The sequence below is a fragment of the Arthrobacter sulfonylureivorans genome (genome assembly GCF_047607445.1).
Classification (GTDB): domain Bacteria; phylum Actinomycetota; class Actinomycetes; order Actinomycetales; family Micrococcaceae; genus Crystallibacter; species Crystallibacter sulfonylureivorans_A.
The window spans coordinates 1-16301 of sequence record NZ_JBLKRT010000015.1; the positions used below are offsets into that span (position 1 = coordinate 1).

The following is a 16301-nucleotide window of genomic DNA, read 5'->3' on the forward strand; positions in this document are numbered from 1 at the left end:
GCACATCGCTGAGGAACGCGCGGATCGGCGCGTCATCGCGTTCGATGACGGGGTAGTCCACCGGGGCCGGCTGCGGCACCTCGGTGGTCAGCTCGCGGCCTTCCGCGATCCACTTGTCCCGGCCGCCGTCCAGCAAGCGCACGTCCTCGTGGCCGAACAAGGTGAACACCCACAGGGCATAGGCTGCCCACCAGTTGCTCTTGTCTCCGTAGAGCACCACCGTGGTGTCGCGTCTGATGCCCTTGGAACCGAGAAGCGCGGCAAAGCCTTCCCCGTCCACGTAGTCGCGGGTATCCGGATCATTCAGGTCGGTGTGCCAGTCGATTTTCACCGCCGACGGGATGTGCCCGGTTTCGTACAGCAGAATGTCTTCGTCGGACTCCACGACCACCAGGCCGTCCGTGCCCAGTTTGTCGGCCAACCACTGCGTGGAGACCAAGCGGTCGGGATTGGCGTAGGCGGCGAACTTTTCGTTCTGCTCAGCGGCAATGGGCATGGCAGGACCTTTCTGTAGCGTGCAGGGGCCGTCGATCACGGCGCGGGACTCCTGTTTAGCCTAACCACCGCAGCCGGCAAATGCTTCCGGGCGTTCACGCCGAGCCATATTCGTCACCGGCGCCACATGGAATCCGTTCCCAATGAGGCCGGGCCGAGTTCCCGGTGAGGCCGGGTCGGGTTCCCGATGTGGCCGGGCCGGAATGCCGTGGCCGGGCGAAGTTCCCGATACGGCCCGGTCGACACCAACTGCCGCTGATTGGCGCGGGTAGCGTATCGTTTTGCTGGCGGCATTCCGTCCGCTATGTCTATGAACCCCATGTCAGGAAAGCAGCGGTAAGTTTCACGTGCCCAAGATTGAACAGCTTTCACGCCGGACCCCCAGTGTGTCCGTGGACGAACTGCTGGCGGGCCTGCACCCGTCGCCGCGCTTCGGTGAGGTGTCCTTTGCCAGTTACCGGCCGGACCCGGCCCAGCCGTCACAGGCCGCCGCGGTCAAGGCCCTGCAGCACTTTGCCGCTGCCGTGGACCGGCCCAAGCCGAAGGGCCTGAGGAAGCTGTTTGGCGGCGGCAAGACGGAAAGCCGGGCCGGCATCTACCTGGACGGCGGGTTCGGCGTAGGCAAGACGCACCTGCTCGCCTCGCTCTGGCACGCGGTGGACGGGCCGAAGGCCTTCGGTACCTTCGTCGAGTACACCAACCTGGTGGGTGCGCTGTCCTTCCGCAAGACGGTGGAAGCCCTGAGCAGCTACCGCCTGGTCTGCATCGACGAGTTCGAACTGGATGATCCAGGCGACACGGTGCTGATGTCGCGGCTGATGCGCGAGCTGGCCGACGCCGGGGTCAAGCTTGCCGCCACGTCCAATACCTTGCCCGGTTCGCTGGGGGAGGGCCGCTTTGCCGCCGTCGACTTCCAGCGCGAAATCCAGGTGCTCTCCGACCAGTTCGACGTCATCCGTGTAGACGGCGAAGACTACCGGCACCGCGGGCTCCCCGCCGCTCCGGAACCGCTCAGCAACCATGACCTCAAGCGCCGGTTGCACGACTTCGACGGCAAGGTGGTGGCCGCCGACGAATTCTCGGATTTGGTCAACCATCTGGAAGGCGTGCATCCCAGCCGCTACCGGCAGTTCCTCGACGGCGTGGATGCGGTGGCCTGGCACAATGTCCACACCATTTCCGAACAGGCCCTGGCCTTGCGGTTCGTGGTGCTGGCCGACCGCCTGTACGACAAGGATGTGCCGATCATCGCCAGCGGTGTGCCGTTCGATCAACTGTTCACACCGGAAATGATGTCCGGCGGCTACATGAAGAAGTACTTCCGGGCCGTCTCCCGTTTGACCGCGCTGGCCCGTGAAGGCCAGACCGGCGAAGCCGCAGTCTAGATCCCGACCGTTCCCGGGCAAGCACCGCACCTGAACGAAACAGCGCCGCCCTTCAACGAAGAGCGGCGCTGCCTTAATGAAGAAGGGCGCCGGCGCCGCCTCCCGGCGGTCCGGCACCCTCCTTGGCGTGCTAAGGACTAGTTGGACGAGGGCTTCCCGTCGGACGGCGCCTGGCCACCCCTGCCGCCGAACGAATCGACGAAGCCGGATGCCTTGGCCTGCAGGCCGTCTACCTGCTCGGAATACTTACCGCCGGTCTTGGTATCGATGTATCCACCGACGTTGCCGACGGCACCCTTGATCGTGTCAGAGTTTTCTCCCACGAGACCGGCTGCCTTGTCCTTGAGTGCTCCTGCCCTGCCCTTGAGCTCGTCAAATAACGACACTGGCACCTCCTTTCCGACGGGGGGCCTTTCGCCCCTGCCATTCCATCGTAGGCACTTCGCAGCGGGTGCTCAATAGTTTAAACAACAAAGGCTCCCGCGAAGGGGAGCCATCCGATGGTGGGCGATACTGGGATCGAACCAGTGACCTCTTCCGTGTCAGGGAAGCGCGCTACCGCTGCGCCAATCGCCCCGGTCTGCCCGAGGCGGGCGATGGAGGAACTGAAGAAAAAACTGGAGCGGACGACGGGATTCGAACCCGCGACATCCACCTTGGCAAGGTGGTGCTCTAGCCAGCTGAGCTACGTCCGCACGAAACGGTTCCGGATTACTCCGGTCTGTTTCAGTGGGCGATACTGGGATCGAACCAGTGACCTCTTCCGTGTCAGGGAAGCGCGCTACCGCTGCGCCAATCGCCCGTGATCTCTCACGAGATGTGTGCCTGCTTGCCGTGCCACCGCACGAGGTGGGGACGGGATTCGAACCCGCGTATACGGCTTTGCAGGCCGCTGCCTCGCCTCTCGGCCACCCCACCGCGCCTATGGGCTAATGCCCTAGGACCGGCCAGCGACGCTGGCACTAAACAGTGACTTGCGAGCGGACGACGGGATTCGAACCCGCGACATCCACCTTGGCAAGGTGGTGCTCTAGCCAGCTGAGCTACGTCCGCAGAAGTTATCCATCACTGTAACCGCGAACCGTTTGTGGAACCGCTCGCGGCGTCGTTGTGATTTCCAACGAGTAAAAACTCTATAGGACGTTTCGCGCTTCGTCCAATCGGCATCTCCAGCGCGTGAAACGCCGGTGAAACCGGCGGGTCCTAGAGCCCGCCGTCGGTACTCTTCAGGGCGGCCGTCGCGCCTTTGCTGCGACCTCCAGCGCGGCCGCATCAGCCGACATGCAGGCAGCACGTCCCGCCGATTTTTGATTCTCCGGACCTGTGGGCTAGCATTTCTACACGTTGCAGAAAGCGTTCGGCGCATCGGCAACATGTTGGGGCGATTGGCGCAGTGGTAGCGCGCTTCGTTCACACCGAAGAGGTCACTGGTTCGAACCCAGTATCGCCCACCACTTCACAACATCCCGGCCAGGCAGCAGCCCGGCCGGGATTTTTGTTGTGCGATACCAAGGACACCGAAGGGTGCCGGTGGCAGCAGGCGGCCGGCAACCGAGGATTGCGGACCGTAACCGTCAGTGGAACCTGAGAAGATCTCTATATGACTGCACCACTCCTTGCGCATGCCACCGCCAACGGCCGGATGTACGCGCGCTCCACCTCGGAGCCGCCGTCGGTCCCTTCCATCACCACCGTGATCGCGCAGGAGCCGACCACGCTGGACGGCTGGTTTGCGCACATGGCCGCCACTTCGTTGGCCTCGGACGCCCGGTTGGCCGAAGCCGCCGGGAATCCAGGTCGGCTGCGGACACTGGCAAAAGAAGCCACGCTGGCGGCCGACCGCTACCGGGACGCGGCGGCGCTGCGCGGCGACCGGGTCCACGGATATTGCGAACAGGTGGCGCTGCGGGCGCTGGGTAAGGACCATGATGTCGCCGGCGCCAGGGAGGCCCTCAAGGCAAACGGGGAAGAAGCCTTTGCCGACAGGTTCGATGAATGGTGGCAGCTCTACTCGGTCGAGCCGATTGCTCCGGAGATCACTGTCTGGAACCAGGAAGTGGGGTACGCCGGCACCCTGGACCTGGTGGCCCGGATCGGCGGTCGTACCTGCCTGATCGACTTCAAGACCAAGGGGACCGACCGCAACGGCCAGGTCAAGGCGCTCAATGACAAGGTGGTCATGCAGTTGGTTGCGGGCATGAAGGCCCAGGAGTCGCTGGTGGACGGTGCCGCGGGAAGCTGGGAGCCGTGGGCGCACGGCGAGGACCCGCTGCTGCTGGGCGTGGCGATCGGCGAGACGGAAGTCCGCCCCATGCGGGCCAACCCGGAGGTGCTCCGCTGGCACTGGTACCGGTTCTGCTCGTTGCGGCGTGCCTGGGAGACGCATCTTCAGGTGTCGGAAGCCGGCCGCGCGCTGCTGCCGATCGCGCCTCCGTCCCCGGCACTGCAGGCAGCCCAACAGGCCCACTAAACTGGACCGGAACCCAACCACTTTCAGCGCCGTCAACGCGGCAGCAGTGAGGACAAGAACTACATGGCGATCCTGAGCATCCGGATTATCGGCGACCCCGTCCTGCGGACCAAGGCGGAACCGGTGACCGAGTTCGGGCCGGAACTGGCCAAGCTGGTGGCGGACATGGACGAAACCATGGAGGACGTCGACGGAGCCGGGCTGGCCGCCCCGCAAATCGGCGTCAGCCTGCGGGTCTTCACGTTCCGGGTGGGTGGGCAAAGGGGCCACGTGGTCAACCCCGTGCTTGAGCTCAGCGAAGACTTCCAAGAAGACGTGGCCGAAGGCTGCCTGTCTATTCCCGGGCTGGGCTATCCGGTCCGCCGGCGCCGCTGGACCCGGGTCACGGGCCAGGATGTGCACGGCAATCCGGTGGAGTACCAAGGCGAAGGCATGCTGGCCCGCTGCTTCCAGCATGAGACCGACCACCTGGACGGCATCCTCTACATCGACCACCTGACCGGCGAGGACCGCAAGAACGCGCTGCGATCCATCCGCAACGCGGGTTATAACGAAGTAGCCGGCGAAACCCAGGCCAAGCGTGCAGCCCACGTCGGTTCGGGCTTCAGCCGCGCAGCGGCACCGGCACGGACCGGTTCCTTCGGGCAGCCGCTGGCATGACGGACGGCGGGAGCGGGTTGCGCGTCCTATTCGCCGGCACGCCTGCGGTGGCGGTGCCGTCCCTTGACCGGCTGGTCCAGGACGGTTTCGAGATCGTGGCAGTGCTCACCCGGGAGGATGCGCCGGTCGGCAGGAAACGCGTCCTGACTCCCTCACCGGTGGCCGCCCGTGCCGGCGAACTCGGCGTCCCGGTGATCCGGGCCAACCGGATCGACCAGACCGCGATGGAGGCCATCCGGTCGGCCGCTCCGGACGTGGCCGCCATTGTGGCCTACGGCGGTTTGGTCCCGGAAACAGCATTGGGCATCCCGGAACACGGCTGGATCAACCTGCACTTCTCGCTGTTGCCCGCATGGCGCGGTGCCGCGCCGGTGCAGCATGCCGTCATCAACGGAGATGACGTCACCGGTGCTTCCACCTTTCTGCTGGAAAAGGGCCTGGACACCGGCCCGGTCTACGGCACGCTGACCGAGGCATTGCGCCCGGAGGACACCAGCGGCGACGTGCTGGACCGGCTGTCCCGCAGCGGCGCCGTGCTGCTGTCCCAAACCCTCGCGGCCGTTGGCGCAGGCAAAGCCGCGGCTGTGGCACAAACCGGCGAGGTCAGCCTGGCGCCGAAGCTGTCCTTGGAGGACGGGCACATCGACTGGCAGCAGCCGGCACTCGCCATCCGCCGCCGCATCAACGGTGTGACGCCCGAGCCGGGTGCCTGGACCATGCTTGCGGGGCAGCGATTCAAACTGGGACCGGTACGGCCGCGGCCGGAAACCCGGGACTTGCCGCCGGGCGCCGTCAGGCTGTCCGGCGGATCGTCCGCGTCCGCACTGGTGGGTACCGGCTCGCATGCGGTTGAGCTGGACAAGGTCCAGCCGGCAGGCAAAAAGATGATGGATGCTGCAGACTGGGCCCGCGGGCTTGGGCAGCGTGAGGATGTGCACTTCGAATGAGCGGCCGGAACGAAGGCGGCCGGAACAGCGGCCGCGGCAACAATGAAGGGCTCGGACGCCAGGGCGGCAGGGGCCAGGGAAGCGGTCGACGCGATGCTGCCGGTCGTGAGCGCAACCGCGGCGGCACCCGGCACTACTCGCAATCGGCACCGTCGCAGCGGTCCAGGACGGCAGATCCTGCCCGGCTGGCCGCCTTCGAGGTGCTGCGCGCGGTGGAACGGGACGACGCGTATGCGAACCTGGTGCTGCCGGCGAGCATTCGCAAACACCGGCTGGACAAGCGGGACGCCGGTTTCGCCACGGAGCTGACCTACGGCGCGTTGCGCGGCCTGGGCACCTACGATGCCATCCTCGCCCGCTGTGTCGACCGGCCCCTGGAGCAGTTGGACCCGGCGATCCTTGACGCCTTGCGCCTCGGCGCCCACCAGTTGCTGGCCATGCGGGTCCCGGCCCACGCCGCCTTGGACCAGACGGTCAGCCTGGCCCGCGCGGTCATCGGTGCCGGGCCGGGGTCGCTGATCAATGCCGTGCTGCGCAAGGTGACGGCGCACGACCTGAGCGGCTGGACCGCCGAGCTGACCGCGGGGGAGACCGACCCGGTCAAGGCAGCCGCCCTGGAACACAGCCATCCGGAATGGATCGTGCGCGCCCTGCGGCAGTCGTTGGCCGGACATGGCCGCAGCGTGGACGAAGTGGAAGACCTGTTGGCTGCCGACAACGCCGCGCCGGTGGTGAATCTGGTGGCCCTGCCCGGACTGGGTTCGTTGGACGAGGCGGTCGAGGCAGGCGCCGAGCCCGGCGAACTGGTGGAGGGTTCGGCCCTGTATGCCGGCGGCGACGTCGGCCGCCTGGCCAGCGTACGGGCCGGAACCACCCGAGTGCAGGACGCCGGCTCGCAACTGGTGGCCCGTGCCCTGGCCGCCGCTGCCCCATCCTCTCCCGGAGAGCGGTGGCTTGACCTGTGCGCCGGCCCCGGCGGCAAGGCGGCGCTGCTGGCCGCGCTGGCCGCCGAACAGGGCGCCACACTGCTGGCCAATGAGGTAGCCGAGCACCGGGCTGAGTTGGTCCGCAAGGCGCTGGCGCCGGTCCCGGCAGACGTCTGGGAAGTCCGAACCGGAGATGGCCGCGAGGTCGGCGACCAGTACGCCGGCCAGTTCGACCGGATCATGGTGGACGCGCCCTGCACGGGATTGGGAGCGCTCCGGCGCCGACCGGAATCCCGTTGGCGCCGGAAGCCCTCCGACGTTGCGCAACTTGGTCCGCTGCAGCGCGACCTGCTCGAAGCCGCCGTCGCGGCCGCGAAGCCGGGCGGCCTGATCGCCTACGTGACCTGCTCACCGCACCCGGCAGAGACGACCGCAGTCGTGGCCGACCTGCTCCGCCGGCACCCCGGGCTGGACCTCCTGGACACGTCCGCCGTCCTCGACGGCGTCAGCCTGCCGGGCCATCTGGACGCAGGACAACCGGGAGGGGACACGCTTGGCCGGGCCGGCGGGACAACCACGCAACTCTGGCCGCATCGCCACGGCACCGATGCCATGTTCATGGCCCTGCTGCGCCGGAGCAGCTGACCCGCCCCGGGGCAACCGGCCCAGGTTCCCCCACTCCTACAACACCAAGACAGGCAGGCAAGCACCCGATGGCACACTGCTGCATCAACCCCAGCATCCTCTCGGCTGATTTCGTCAACCTTGAAGCCGAACTGCAGCGCATCAGCACCGCGGACGCGGTGCATGTGGACGTGATGGACAACCACTTCGTGCCGAACCTGACGATCGGGCTGCCGGTGGTGCAGCGGATCCAGGAAGTCAGCAGCCTGCCGCTGGACGCCCACCTGATGATCGCCGACCCCGACCGCTGGGCGCCGGCCTATGCCGAAGCAGGCATCGACTCGGTGACCTTTCATGTGGAAGCGGCGAAGGCACCGGTGCGGCTGGCCCGGGAACTGAGGTCCCACGGAGCCAAGGCGGGAATGGCGCTCAAGCCGGCCACCGCCGTCGAACCGTATCTCGATCTGCTCCCCGAGATGGACCTGCTGCTGATCATGACCGTTGAACCCGGATTCGGCGGCCAGGCGTTCCTGGATGTGACGCTGCCCAAGATCCGCAAGGCGGCGAACGCGGTAGCGGGTTCCGGACTGCCGGTGGCCATCCAAGTGGACGGTGGCGTCACCGAAGAGACGATTGTGCGGGCCGCCGAGGCCGGCGCCACGGTTTTCGTCGCCGGCTCCGCCGTCTACGGACAGGCGGACCCAGAACAAGCCATCGCCTCGCTGCGGGCCGCTGCCAAGGTCCTGTGACTGCTGTTACACGATGTGACGGGAATGCGGGACCCCCTGCAGCAGTTGTGAGAGCATAGTTACGCAAACACAACGTGCTCCGGGGTCGGTGTAAGTCCGAACCGGCGGTTATAGTCCGCGACCCGTTGCCAAAAGTTCCACCCGGAACCCGAGGCCACGGTTGAACCGGTGGAATTCCGGTACCGACAGTTAAAGTCTGGATGGGAGAAGCACGTACAGGTGGCAGCAATGGGCCACCGGGTACGGCCACTGGCCAGTCAACCCGGGTGCCCGGACCTACCGCACTGTCGTTCCCCCGGAGCCGCCGCGGCTCGAAAGGAACGGCATGGATTTTCTGCGGTGGCTCTTTGAAGCTCAGATTCCCGTTGCCGGCAGCTCACTGCTGCTGCGCGAAGTTCTGGGAAACGTTTTTGGACTCCTCAGCGCCCTCGGCGGCATGCGCCGGAAAGTGTGGGCCTGGCCGGTAGGCATTATCGGCAACCTCCTCCTGCTGACGGTCTTCCTCGGCTCGTTGTTCGGCTCCGCCAGCACGGCCAACCTGCTGGGACAGGCAGGCCGCCAGGTCATGTTCATCGCGGTGGCCGTTTACGGCTGGAACCGCTGGCGCTCCGCCCGCAACGGCAGCGGCCGCGCCATCACCCCGCAGTGGGCCGGCGGCAAGGCGCGGGTTGGCCTGGTGGCTGCCTTGCTCCTGGGCACCGTTGCCCTGACCCCGGTCTTCGCTGCGCTGGGTTCCTATGAGCCGGTATGGGCCGACGCCTGGACCTTCGTCGGGTCGCTGTTGGCCACCTATGGCATGGCCCGCGGCTGGGTTGAATTCTGGCTGATCTGGGTTGCCGTGGACATTGTGGGCGTGCCACTGCTGTTCAGCGCCGGCTACTACGCCAGCGCCTTCATGTACCTCTTCTACGGAGGCTTCACACTGGTTGGGTTCTTCGTCTGGTGGCGGGCCAACGCACAGGCCAAGCCCGAGGTCGAGACGCTGCACCCCGATCCGCGGATCGGGCAGCCGGCCCGGGCTGACAGCGGCGACGAGACGGTGCCGGCGCGATGAGCCAGCCAGCCCCCGGCCCCGGCCAGGATTTTTCGACGGCGGAGCAGCGCGGCATGGAGCTGGCGCTGGCGGCCGCCGGCCAGGGTGTGCGCGGCGCGAACCCCGTGGTCGGAGCGGTCATCATCGATCCGCGCGGCGACGTGGTCAGCACCGGATACCACCGGGGCGCCGGCACGCCGCACGCCGAAGTGGATGCGCTGGCCAACGTTCCGTCGGGACGTGCGGCGGAGCTGGCGGACTGCACCATGCTGGTGACGCTGGAGCCATGCAACCACTCTGGCCGGACAGGCCCCTGCTCAGCTGCCATTCTGGCAGCGGGCATCGGTTCGCTTATTTACGCCGCGGCCGACCCCACCGACCAGGCGGCCGGCGGAGCGCAGCGGCTGGCGGAGGCCGGGGTAGCTGTGCGCACCGGACTGATGTCGCTGCAGGCCCAGGAACTGAACCACCGCTGGTTCCAGGCCCGGCGGGAAAACCGCCCGTTCACCACGCTGCACATCGCCCAGACAATGGACGGGCTGATCGCTGCGGCAGACGGCACCAGCCAATGGATCACCGGGGAGGAAGCCCGGGCGGACAGCCACGGCATCCGCTCCCGCGCGGACGCGATCATCGCCGGCACCGGAACCATCGCCGCCGACAACCCGCGGCTGACCGCCCGCGACCGGACTGGAGCCGAAACGCCGGACCAACCGCTGCGCGTTGTGATGGGGCGCCGGAAGGTGCCCGCAGACGCGGCAGTCCGCGGCACCGACGGTCGCTTCCTGCAACTGGCTACCCATGATCCCGCTGACGTACTGGCCGAACTGGCCGGCCGCGGCGTGGGACACGCCATGATCGAGGGCGGAGCCACCATCGCCTCGGCCTTCTTGCGCGCCGACCTGGTCGACGAGCTGATCCTCTACCTGGCGCCGCTGATGCTCGGTGCAGGCACCCGCGCTGTGGCCGACCTTGGCATCGGGACACTGGCGGAGGCAGGCCGGTGGCGCTGGGACAGCGCCGACGGCCATGCCCGCACCTTGGGCGCGGACCTCCGCCTGCACCTTGAACCCCTGCCGTTCCGCGGCACCCAGAAAGGCAAGTGAATGTTTACCGGAATCATCGTCGAACAAGGGCGGGTTGAAGCCCTGGACCTGAATCCAGCCACCGACAGCGCCGTGCTGACCTTCACCGCACCGCAAACCGCATCCGGCCTGGGACTCGGTGGCTCGATCGCGGTCAACGGGGTGTGCCTCACCGCCGTGGCGCTGGACGGCAGCCGGGTCAGTGTTGACGTGATGGGCGAGACGCTCACCCGCACCACCACCGGGTCGCTCCGGCCGGGGCAGACCGTCAACCTGGAACGCTGCGTGCCGGCCGGCGGCCGGTTGGATGGGCACGTGGTCCAAGGACATGTGGACGGCGTGGGCACGTTGACTGAGCGCGAGGATTTGGGCGACTGGGAACGCCTGCGTTTCACCGTTCCCCGGGAGCTGGCCCGCTACGTCGCGGAGAAAGGGTCCATTGCCGTGGACGGTGTCTCCTTGACGGTCACCTCGGTCAGCGACGCGTCGGCAGCAACGCAGTTCTTCGAAGTCGGCCTGATACCCACCACACTGGCCGACACCGGCCTGGGGGCAAAACAGCCCGGAGACACGGTGAACCTGGAAGTGGATGTGCTGGCCAAGTATGCCGAGCGGCTGCTCGCCTTCACCCCCGGGGCGCGGTCATGAGCGCCGCGGTGGAGCATCGCATCGCGCTGGACACCATCGAAGCCGCGGTGGCCGCGATCGCCGCGGGCCGCGCCGTCGTCGTTGTTGATGACGAGGACCGGGAAAACGAAGGCGACATCATCTTCGCAGCGGACGCCGCGACCCCCGAGTTGATGGGCTGGACCATCCGCCATACCTCGGGCGTCATTTGCGTGCCGCTCCCGGCGTCCCGCGCGGACGAACTGGGACTGCCGCCGATGGTTGAAGTCAACCAGGATGCCAAGGGCACGGCCTACACGGTGTCCTGCGACGCCGCTGTCGGCGTGAGCACAGGGATTAGTTCTGCGGACCGGGCGCGCACCGCATCGGTGCTCGCGGCGGCGGACAGCACCGCGGCGGACTTGACCCGGCCTGGCCATATCTTTCCGTTGCGTGCGGTCGACGGCGGGGTGCTGGCACGGCGCGGGCACACCGAGGCGGCCGTGGACCTGTGCCGGCTGGGCGGGCGGGCGCCGGTCGGTGTCATTGCGGAGCTGGTGCATGACGAGGGGGACATGATGCGGTTGCCGGCGCTGCGCGCATTTGCGGACGAGCACAACTGCCCGCTGGTCTCCATCGAGGACCTCGCGAACCACCTGGCCGGGGGAGAACCGGCCTCCTTCCCGGAGGTGGCTGATCATGGCCACTGACGACATCCGCGGCGACATCCGCGAAAAGGCACCGGCCGCCACGGTCGAGGGCGGGCCGTCGGTGCAGCTGCCCACTGCCTTCGGCAACTTCCTGGCCCAAGCCTGGACCGACGCCGCCACCGGCGTGGAGCACTTGAGCATCACCTCCCCGGTCCAGCCGGCGGCCGAGCCGCTGGTCCGGCTGCACTCCGAATGCCTGACCGGGGACGTGTTCGCCTCCTACCGCTGCGACTGCGGCGAACAACTGGAACAGGCACTGGCACTGATCGCCGAGCAAGGCGGAACCGTCCTCTACCTGCGCGGTCAGGAGGGGCGCGGCATTGGCCTGGCCAACAAGATGCGGGCTTATGCGCTGCAGGAAGCCGGCGCAGACACGGTGGAAGCCAATGAGCAGCTGGGGCTGCCGGTGGACGCGCGCGATTATTCGGCTGCCGCGGCTATCCTGCGAGCCATGGGCATCGGCGCCATCCGGCTGTTGAGCAACAATCCGGCCAAGAGCGGGATGCTGGCGGCACTGGGCATCGAGGTGGTCGACATGGTGACCGCCGAAGTCCCCTACCGCGAGCAGAACCGCCGTTACCTGGAGACCAAGCGGGACCGCATGGACCACCGGCTGGCAGTCCTCCAGACCACCCCGGTGCAGCAGAGCTGACGCCTGCGCCCCGGCCACACCATCCACAACTGACAAAGACATTCACGAAGGAAGAACATGAGCGGACACGGAGCCCCGGTTATCGACATCAGCGGCCTGCAGGAGGCGACCGGCGGGCTGAAGCTGGCCATTGTCGCCGCCAGCTGGCACACCCAGATCATGGACGGGCTGGTGGACGGCGCGCTGCGGGCGGCCGCCGAGGCAGGCATCGACGACGCTGCCTTGGTCCGCGTGCCCGGTGCCTTCGAGCTACCGGTGGCAGCCGCCCGCCTGGCTCCGCACTACGACGCCGTGGTGGCGCTCGGCGTGGTGATCCGCGGGGGCACGCCGCACTTTGAGTACGTGTGCCAGGCCGCCACCGACGGACTGACCAATGTCAGTGTGCAGACCGGCAAGCCGGTGGGTTTCGGCGTGCTGACCTGCGATACGGAGCAGCAAGGCCTGGACCGTGCCGGCTTGGCGGACTCCACGGAGGACAAAGGGCACGAAGCGGTGACCGCGGCTTTGGCTACCGCGGCCACGCTCAGGGGCCTCGGCGTTTGAGCCGGCCAGCTGGCGGCGCGGAGGGGTTCGTCACAATGGGGACGGCGGTTTGCCGCCGTCCCGCGCTCCTGACGTAGGCTAAAGGGCGTGAAATCCTTCGAATCCCTGTTTGCGGAACTGAGCGATAAGGCGCAGCAGCGCCCGGAGGGCTCCCGTACGGTAGCCGAGCTGGATTCCGGTATCCACGGGATCGGCAAGAAGGTCGTCGAAGAGGCCGCCGAAGTCTGGATGGCAGCCGAATACGAATCTGACGAAGCCGCCGCTGAGGAGATCTCCCAGCTGCTGTACCACCTGCAAGTCCTGATGATTGCCAAGGGACTGCAGCTGGAGGACGTCTACAAGCATCTGTAGCGGGACGCCGCCCTCGTCGGCGCCCCGCCCGGACCCAGGCCGAATCCAACCTTGAAGGCCGCGCTGCGGCCGAGCCGATTCCAGAAAGTCTTTCACATGCTCCGTGTAGCAGTTCCCAACAAGGGATCCCTGTCCGAGGCCGCCTCCGCCATGCTGGGGGAGGCCGGTTACCGCCAGCGCCGCGACAGCCGCGAACTGGTCATGACCGACCCGGACAACGATATTGAGTTCTTCTTCCTCCGCCCGCGCGACATTGCCGTCTATGTGGGGTCAGGCACCCTGGACGTCGGCATCACCGGCCGCGACCTGTTCCTGGATGCGCAGGTTGAGGCCGTGGAGCTGATGAACCTCGGCTTCGGGTCTTCCACCTTCCGCTTCGCCGGCCCGGTGGGGGAGTTCTCCCGCGCCGAGCAACTCAACGGCAAGCGGCTGGCCACCAGCTATGACGGGCTGCTGCGCAGCTACCTGTCCGAGCGCGGCATCGAAGCCTCCGTCGTCCGGTTGGACGGCGCGGTTGAATCCTCCGTTCGGCTGGGTGTTGCCGATGCCATCGCCGATGTCGTGGAGACCGGCAACACCTTGCGCGCTGCCGGCATGGAAATTTTCGGCGAACCAATCCTGAAGTCCGAGGCCGTGCTGATTGGCCGCTCCGGGGAGAACCCTCCGCCCGGACTGGACGTGCTGATGCGCCGGCTCCGCGGCGTCATTGTGGCCCGCGAATACGTGATGATGGACTACGACATCCGCAAGGACCTGGTCGACGCCGCCGCGACCCTGACGCCCGGACTGGAATCGCCGACGGTCTCGCCGCTGCGCGACACCGGCTGGGTAGCCGTGCGCTCGATGGTCCGCCGGACCCAGACCAACCGGATCATGGACGAGCTCTACGATCTCGGTGCCCGGGCCATCCTGGTCAGCACCATCCACGCCTGCCGCATCTGAGGTCCGGAGTAAGCCATGACTGTTGCCATCCGCGTTATCCCCTGCCTCGACGTCGACGCCGGACGTGTGGTCAAGGGAGTAAATTTCGAAGGCCTGCGCGACGCCGGTGACCCGGTGGAACTGGCCCACCGGTACGATCGCGCCGGCGCCGACGAGCTGACCTTCCTGGATGTGACCGCTTCGTCCGGCAACCGTGAAACGACGTTCGACGTCGTTGCCCGCACCGCCGAGGAAGTCTTCATCCCACTGACCGTGGGCGGCGGCGTGCGGCAAGTGGCCGACGTCGACAAGCTGCTTCGGTTCGGGGCGGACAAGGCCGCGATCAATACCGCCGCGGTTGCCCGGCCCGACGTGATCGACGAAATCACCCGGCATTTTGGCTCCCAGGTGCTGGTGCTCTCGCTCGACGCCCGCCGCACTGCCGACCCCTCGGTGGCCTCCGGCTTCGAAGTCACCACGCACGGCGGCCGCAAAGGTACCGGGATCGACGCGGTGCAGTGGGCGAAGGAAGCTGCGGACCGCGGCGTGGGGGAGTTGCTGCTGAACTCGATCGACGCCGACGGCACGAAGGACGGCTTTGACCTGGAAATGATCCGCGCCGTCCGGGCCGCCGTGAAAATTCCGCTGATCGCCTCGGGCGGTGCCGGCAAGCCGGAACATTTCCCGCCGGCCGTCGCCGCCGGCGCCGACGCCGTGCTGGCCGCTTCGGTGTTCCACTTTGGTCCCGACGACGCGATTGCCCAGGTCAAGCAGGCCATCCGCGAAGCGGGCTACCCGGTCCGCTGATCCGCTGCCCGGCCGGTCCAGGGCACAGCGGGGGACCGGCCGGCGCCTAGCGTCGGGTGGCCGGTGTCTTCAGGGGTGCGTCAGTGGCCGGGTTTCGGGAGAGGTGCCTCAGAGGCCGATGTCGGCGCTTTCCAGCAGGGCCAGGGCATCGGGCTGGCCCTCAAAGGTGACCAGGGCATGCTTGGTGCGGCCGTGGGCATGCATCAGCAGTTCGCCGGGTTCTCCGACGATGGCTACCGAAACCGGGGCGCGCTTGGCCACGTGCCGTGGCCCATCAGGACGCACCAGCACAATGCCCAGGTCCACGCCGCGGTACAACAGCGCGGCGCGCTTGACCAGATCGTCCCACAGCGCCGTCGAATAGTCCTCGTCGAGGGCGCGTGGCGCCCAGCGGTCGGTCGCTCGGCGCACGTCCTCGGTGTGGACAAAGAACTCCACCAGGTTGGCCACGTTGTCCACGGCCGGAACCTTGAACGGCGAGATGGCCGGTGGCCCGGCGCGGAAGGCCTCCACCAGTTTGGCGTAGCCGGCCGTGGCACGGGCCTTGTCCGCCGTCTTCCGGGTGGCGTCGTCGGAAACTTTGGCGAGCGGCTTGAACGCCAGCCCCAACGCGGCCCCCACCCGGTGTTCCCGGATGTACAGGTGAGCGGCGAGCTCCGCCGTCTTCCATCCCTCGCACAGGGTAGGCGAATCCGGCCCGGCAGCCAGCAAGGTCTCGGCCAGGACTTCACGGGACGGATTAACGTAATGCATCACTCCTGAACCTAGCACGAAGCCGCCAGTTTCGGGCCGTACCTCACGCCCGCGCAGGATGCCCCGGTGCGGGCCGGGGCCACGGGGACTTGGCACTAGACTTGTAGGGATGTCGTCCCAGCCTGATGCCCCGAACACTCCGCCGCCCGCCGCCGGTCCCGCCGCCCTTGATCCGGCGATCGCCGAGCGGCTCAAACGCGACTCCGCCGGACTGGTGGCCGCTGTGGTCCAACAGTTCGATTCCGGCGAGGTGCTGATGCTCGGCTGGATGGACGATGAGGCGCTGCACCGCACGCTGACCAGTGGCCGCGTGACCTTCTATTCACGCTCCCGGCAGGAATATTGGCGCAAGGGCGATACCTCCGGGCACGTGCAGTTCGTCAAGTCGGTTTCGCTGGATTGCGACGGCGATGCCCTCTTGGTCCGGGTGGACCAAGTGGGGGCGGCCTGCCACACCGGCACCCGCACCTGCTTTGACGGCCGCGACCTGGGTGCTGTCGCCGGCCGGCGGCCTACCTCGGACAACGGACCAGCGCTGGACAGCTGAAGCAGCTGCCGGCCCCCTTCCCAACTTGATCAGCGAC

The 16301-nt window shown here is 67.4% G+C and carries 19 protein-coding genes, 6 tRNA genes and 1 riboswitch; of the genes, 17 read left to right on the plus strand and 8 right to left on the minus strand.

Going from position 1 to position 16301, the window contains the following annotated elements; all coding sequences use genetic code 11:
• Nucleotides 1-496 (minus strand): sulfurtransferase (locus ACMX2H_RS08940; RefSeq protein ID WP_414960158.1); only part of this gene is annotated, 496 nt, incomplete at its 3' end.
• Between the two features lie 346 nt (nucleotides 497-842).
• Here ACMX2H_RS08940 and zapE point away from each other — a divergent pair.
• Nucleotides 843-1880 (plus strand): cell division protein ZapE, encoded by a 1038-nt coding sequence (gene zapE / locus ACMX2H_RS08945; RefSeq protein ID WP_414960159.1) that lies wholly within the window; start codon nucleotides 843-845, stop codon nucleotides 1878-1880.
• 137 nt (nucleotides 1881-2017) lie between these two features.
• Here the strand turns inward: zapE and ACMX2H_RS08950 are convergent, their stop codons facing one another.
• From ACMX2H_RS08950 to ACMX2H_RS08975, 6 genes are all read right to left on the minus strand, one after another.
• Nucleotides 2018-2266 carry an antitoxin gene (locus ACMX2H_RS08950; protein ID WP_414960160.1) on the minus strand — a complete coding sequence of 83 codons (249 nt, stop codon included), beginning with the start codon at nucleotides 2264-2266 and terminating at the stop codon, nucleotides 2018-2020.
• Nucleotides 2267-2381: 115 nt separating this feature from the next.
• A tRNA-Val gene (locus ACMX2H_RS08955) sits at nucleotides 2382-2456 on the minus strand.
• Nucleotides 2457-2498: 42 nt separating this feature from the next.
• Nucleotides 2499-2575, minus strand: a tRNA-Gly gene (locus ACMX2H_RS08960).
• Between the two features lie 35 nt (nucleotides 2576-2610).
• A tRNA-Val gene (locus tag ACMX2H_RS08965) sits at nucleotides 2611-2682 on the minus strand.
• A 45-nt stretch (nucleotides 2683-2727) separates the two neighbouring features.
• Nucleotides 2728-2798: transfer RNA gene (locus ACMX2H_RS08970), tRNA-Cys, on the minus strand.
• 61 nt (nucleotides 2799-2859) lie between these two features.
• A tRNA-Gly gene (locus ACMX2H_RS08975) sits at nucleotides 2860-2933 on the minus strand.
• Between the two features lie 326 nt (nucleotides 2934-3259).
• Here ACMX2H_RS08975 and ACMX2H_RS08980 point away from each other — a divergent pair.
• From ACMX2H_RS08980 to hisF, 15 genes are all read left to right on the plus strand, one after another.
• A tRNA-Val gene (locus tag ACMX2H_RS08980) sits at nucleotides 3260-3334 on the plus strand.
• A 146-nt stretch (nucleotides 3335-3480) separates the two neighbouring features.
• Nucleotides 3481-4350, plus strand: a complete 870-nt coding sequence (locus ACMX2H_RS08985) for a cytochrome (protein WP_414960161.1) — start codon at nucleotides 3481-3483, stop codon at nucleotides 4348-4350.
• A 63-nt stretch (nucleotides 4351-4413) separates the two neighbouring features.
• The gene (def, locus tag ACMX2H_RS08990; protein ID WP_414960162.1) at nucleotides 4414-5010 is read left to right on the plus strand and encodes a peptide deformylase; all 597 of its coding nucleotides are present in this window, start codon (nucleotides 4414-4416) and stop codon (nucleotides 5008-5010) included.
• 17 nt (nucleotides 5011-5027) lie between these two features.
• Entirely contained in the window at nucleotides 5028-5957 is a 930-nt protein-coding gene (gene fmt, locus ACMX2H_RS08995) for a methionyl-tRNA formyltransferase (RefSeq protein ID WP_414960230.1), read from the plus strand.
• Nucleotides 5954-7528, plus strand: coding sequence for an RsmB/NOP family class I SAM-dependent RNA methyltransferase (locus tag ACMX2H_RS09000; protein ID WP_414960163.1), 1575 nt, complete (start codon nucleotides 5954-5956; stop codon nucleotides 7526-7528). Before fmt ends, ACMX2H_RS09000 begins: the two co-directional genes overlap by 4 nt.
• 68 nt (nucleotides 7529-7596) lie before the next feature.
• The gene (rpe, locus tag ACMX2H_RS09005) at nucleotides 7597-8256 is read left to right on the plus strand and encodes a ribulose-phosphate 3-epimerase (RefSeq protein WP_414960164.1); all 660 of its coding nucleotides are present in this window, start codon (nucleotides 7597-7599) and stop codon (nucleotides 8254-8256) included.
• 71 nt (nucleotides 8257-8327) lie between these two features.
• Nucleotides 8328-8472, plus strand: a riboswitch (FMN riboswitch).
• Nucleotides 8473-8581: 109 nt separating this feature from the next.
• Complete coding sequence (pnuC, locus tag ACMX2H_RS09010) at nucleotides 8582-9310, plus strand: nicotinamide riboside transporter PnuC (protein WP_414960165.1); 729 nt, start codon at nucleotides 8582-8584, stop codon at nucleotides 9308-9310.
• Nucleotides 9307-10395, plus strand: coding sequence for a bifunctional diaminohydroxyphosphoribosylaminopyrimidine deaminase/5-amino-6-(5-phosphoribosylamino)uracil reductase RibD (gene ribD, locus ACMX2H_RS09015; protein WP_414960166.1), 1089 nt, complete (start codon nucleotides 9307-9309; stop codon nucleotides 10393-10395). The genes pnuC and ribD overlap by 4 nt, the downstream gene beginning before the upstream one ends.
• A complete protein-coding gene (locus tag ACMX2H_RS09020; RefSeq protein WP_414960167.1) occupies nucleotides 10396-11022 on the plus strand; it encodes a riboflavin synthase in 627 nt (208 codons plus the stop codon).
• Complete coding sequence (gene ribB, locus ACMX2H_RS09025) at nucleotides 11019-11690, plus strand: 3,4-dihydroxy-2-butanone-4-phosphate synthase (protein ID WP_414960168.1); 672 nt, start codon at nucleotides 11019-11021, stop codon at nucleotides 11688-11690. The genes ACMX2H_RS09020 and ribB overlap by 4 nt, the downstream gene beginning before the upstream one ends.
• The gene (gene ribA / locus ACMX2H_RS09030; RefSeq protein WP_414960169.1) at nucleotides 11680-12342 is read left to right on the plus strand and encodes a GTP cyclohydrolase II; all 663 of its coding nucleotides are present in this window, start codon (nucleotides 11680-11682) and stop codon (nucleotides 12340-12342) included. The genes ribB and ribA overlap by 11 nt, the downstream gene beginning before the upstream one ends.
• A 57-nt stretch (nucleotides 12343-12399) precedes the next feature.
• Entirely contained in the window at nucleotides 12400-12885 is a 486-nt protein-coding gene (gene ribH / locus ACMX2H_RS09035; protein ID WP_136785175.1) for a 6,7-dimethyl-8-ribityllumazine synthase, read from the plus strand.
• A gap of 87 nt (nucleotides 12886-12972) precedes the next feature.
• Nucleotides 12973-13236: a phosphoribosyl-ATP diphosphatase gene (locus ACMX2H_RS09040; protein WP_127514683.1), complete on the plus strand. Its 264-nt coding sequence runs from the start codon at nucleotides 12973-12975 to the stop codon at nucleotides 13234-13236.
• A 96-nt stretch (nucleotides 13237-13332) separates the two neighbouring features.
• Nucleotides 13333-14178 (plus strand): ATP phosphoribosyltransferase, encoded by an 846-nt coding sequence (hisG, locus tag ACMX2H_RS09045; RefSeq protein ID WP_414960170.1) that lies wholly within the window; start codon nucleotides 13333-13335, stop codon nucleotides 14176-14178.
• A 15-nt stretch (nucleotides 14179-14193) separates the two neighbouring features.
• Nucleotides 14194-14964 carry an imidazole glycerol phosphate synthase subunit HisF gene (gene hisF, locus ACMX2H_RS09050; RefSeq protein WP_414960171.1) on the plus strand — a complete coding sequence of 257 codons (771 nt, stop codon included), beginning with the start codon at nucleotides 14194-14196 and terminating at the stop codon, nucleotides 14962-14964.
• 108 nt (nucleotides 14965-15072) lie between these two features.
• On the opposite strand, the gene ACMX2H_RS09055 is transcribed toward hisF, so the two are convergent.
• Entirely contained in the window at nucleotides 15073-15717 is a 645-nt protein-coding gene (locus tag ACMX2H_RS09055; RefSeq protein ID WP_414960172.1) for a TIGR03085 family metal-binding protein, read from the minus strand.
• 109 nt (nucleotides 15718-15826) lie between these two features.
• Between ACMX2H_RS09055 and hisI the strand changes: the two genes are divergently transcribed.
• Nucleotides 15827-16264: a phosphoribosyl-AMP cyclohydrolase gene (gene hisI, locus ACMX2H_RS09060; protein ID WP_414960173.1), complete on the plus strand. Its 438-nt coding sequence runs from the start codon at nucleotides 15827-15829 to the stop codon at nucleotides 16262-16264.
• The last annotated feature ends 37 nt before the right edge of the window (nucleotides 16265-16301 follow it).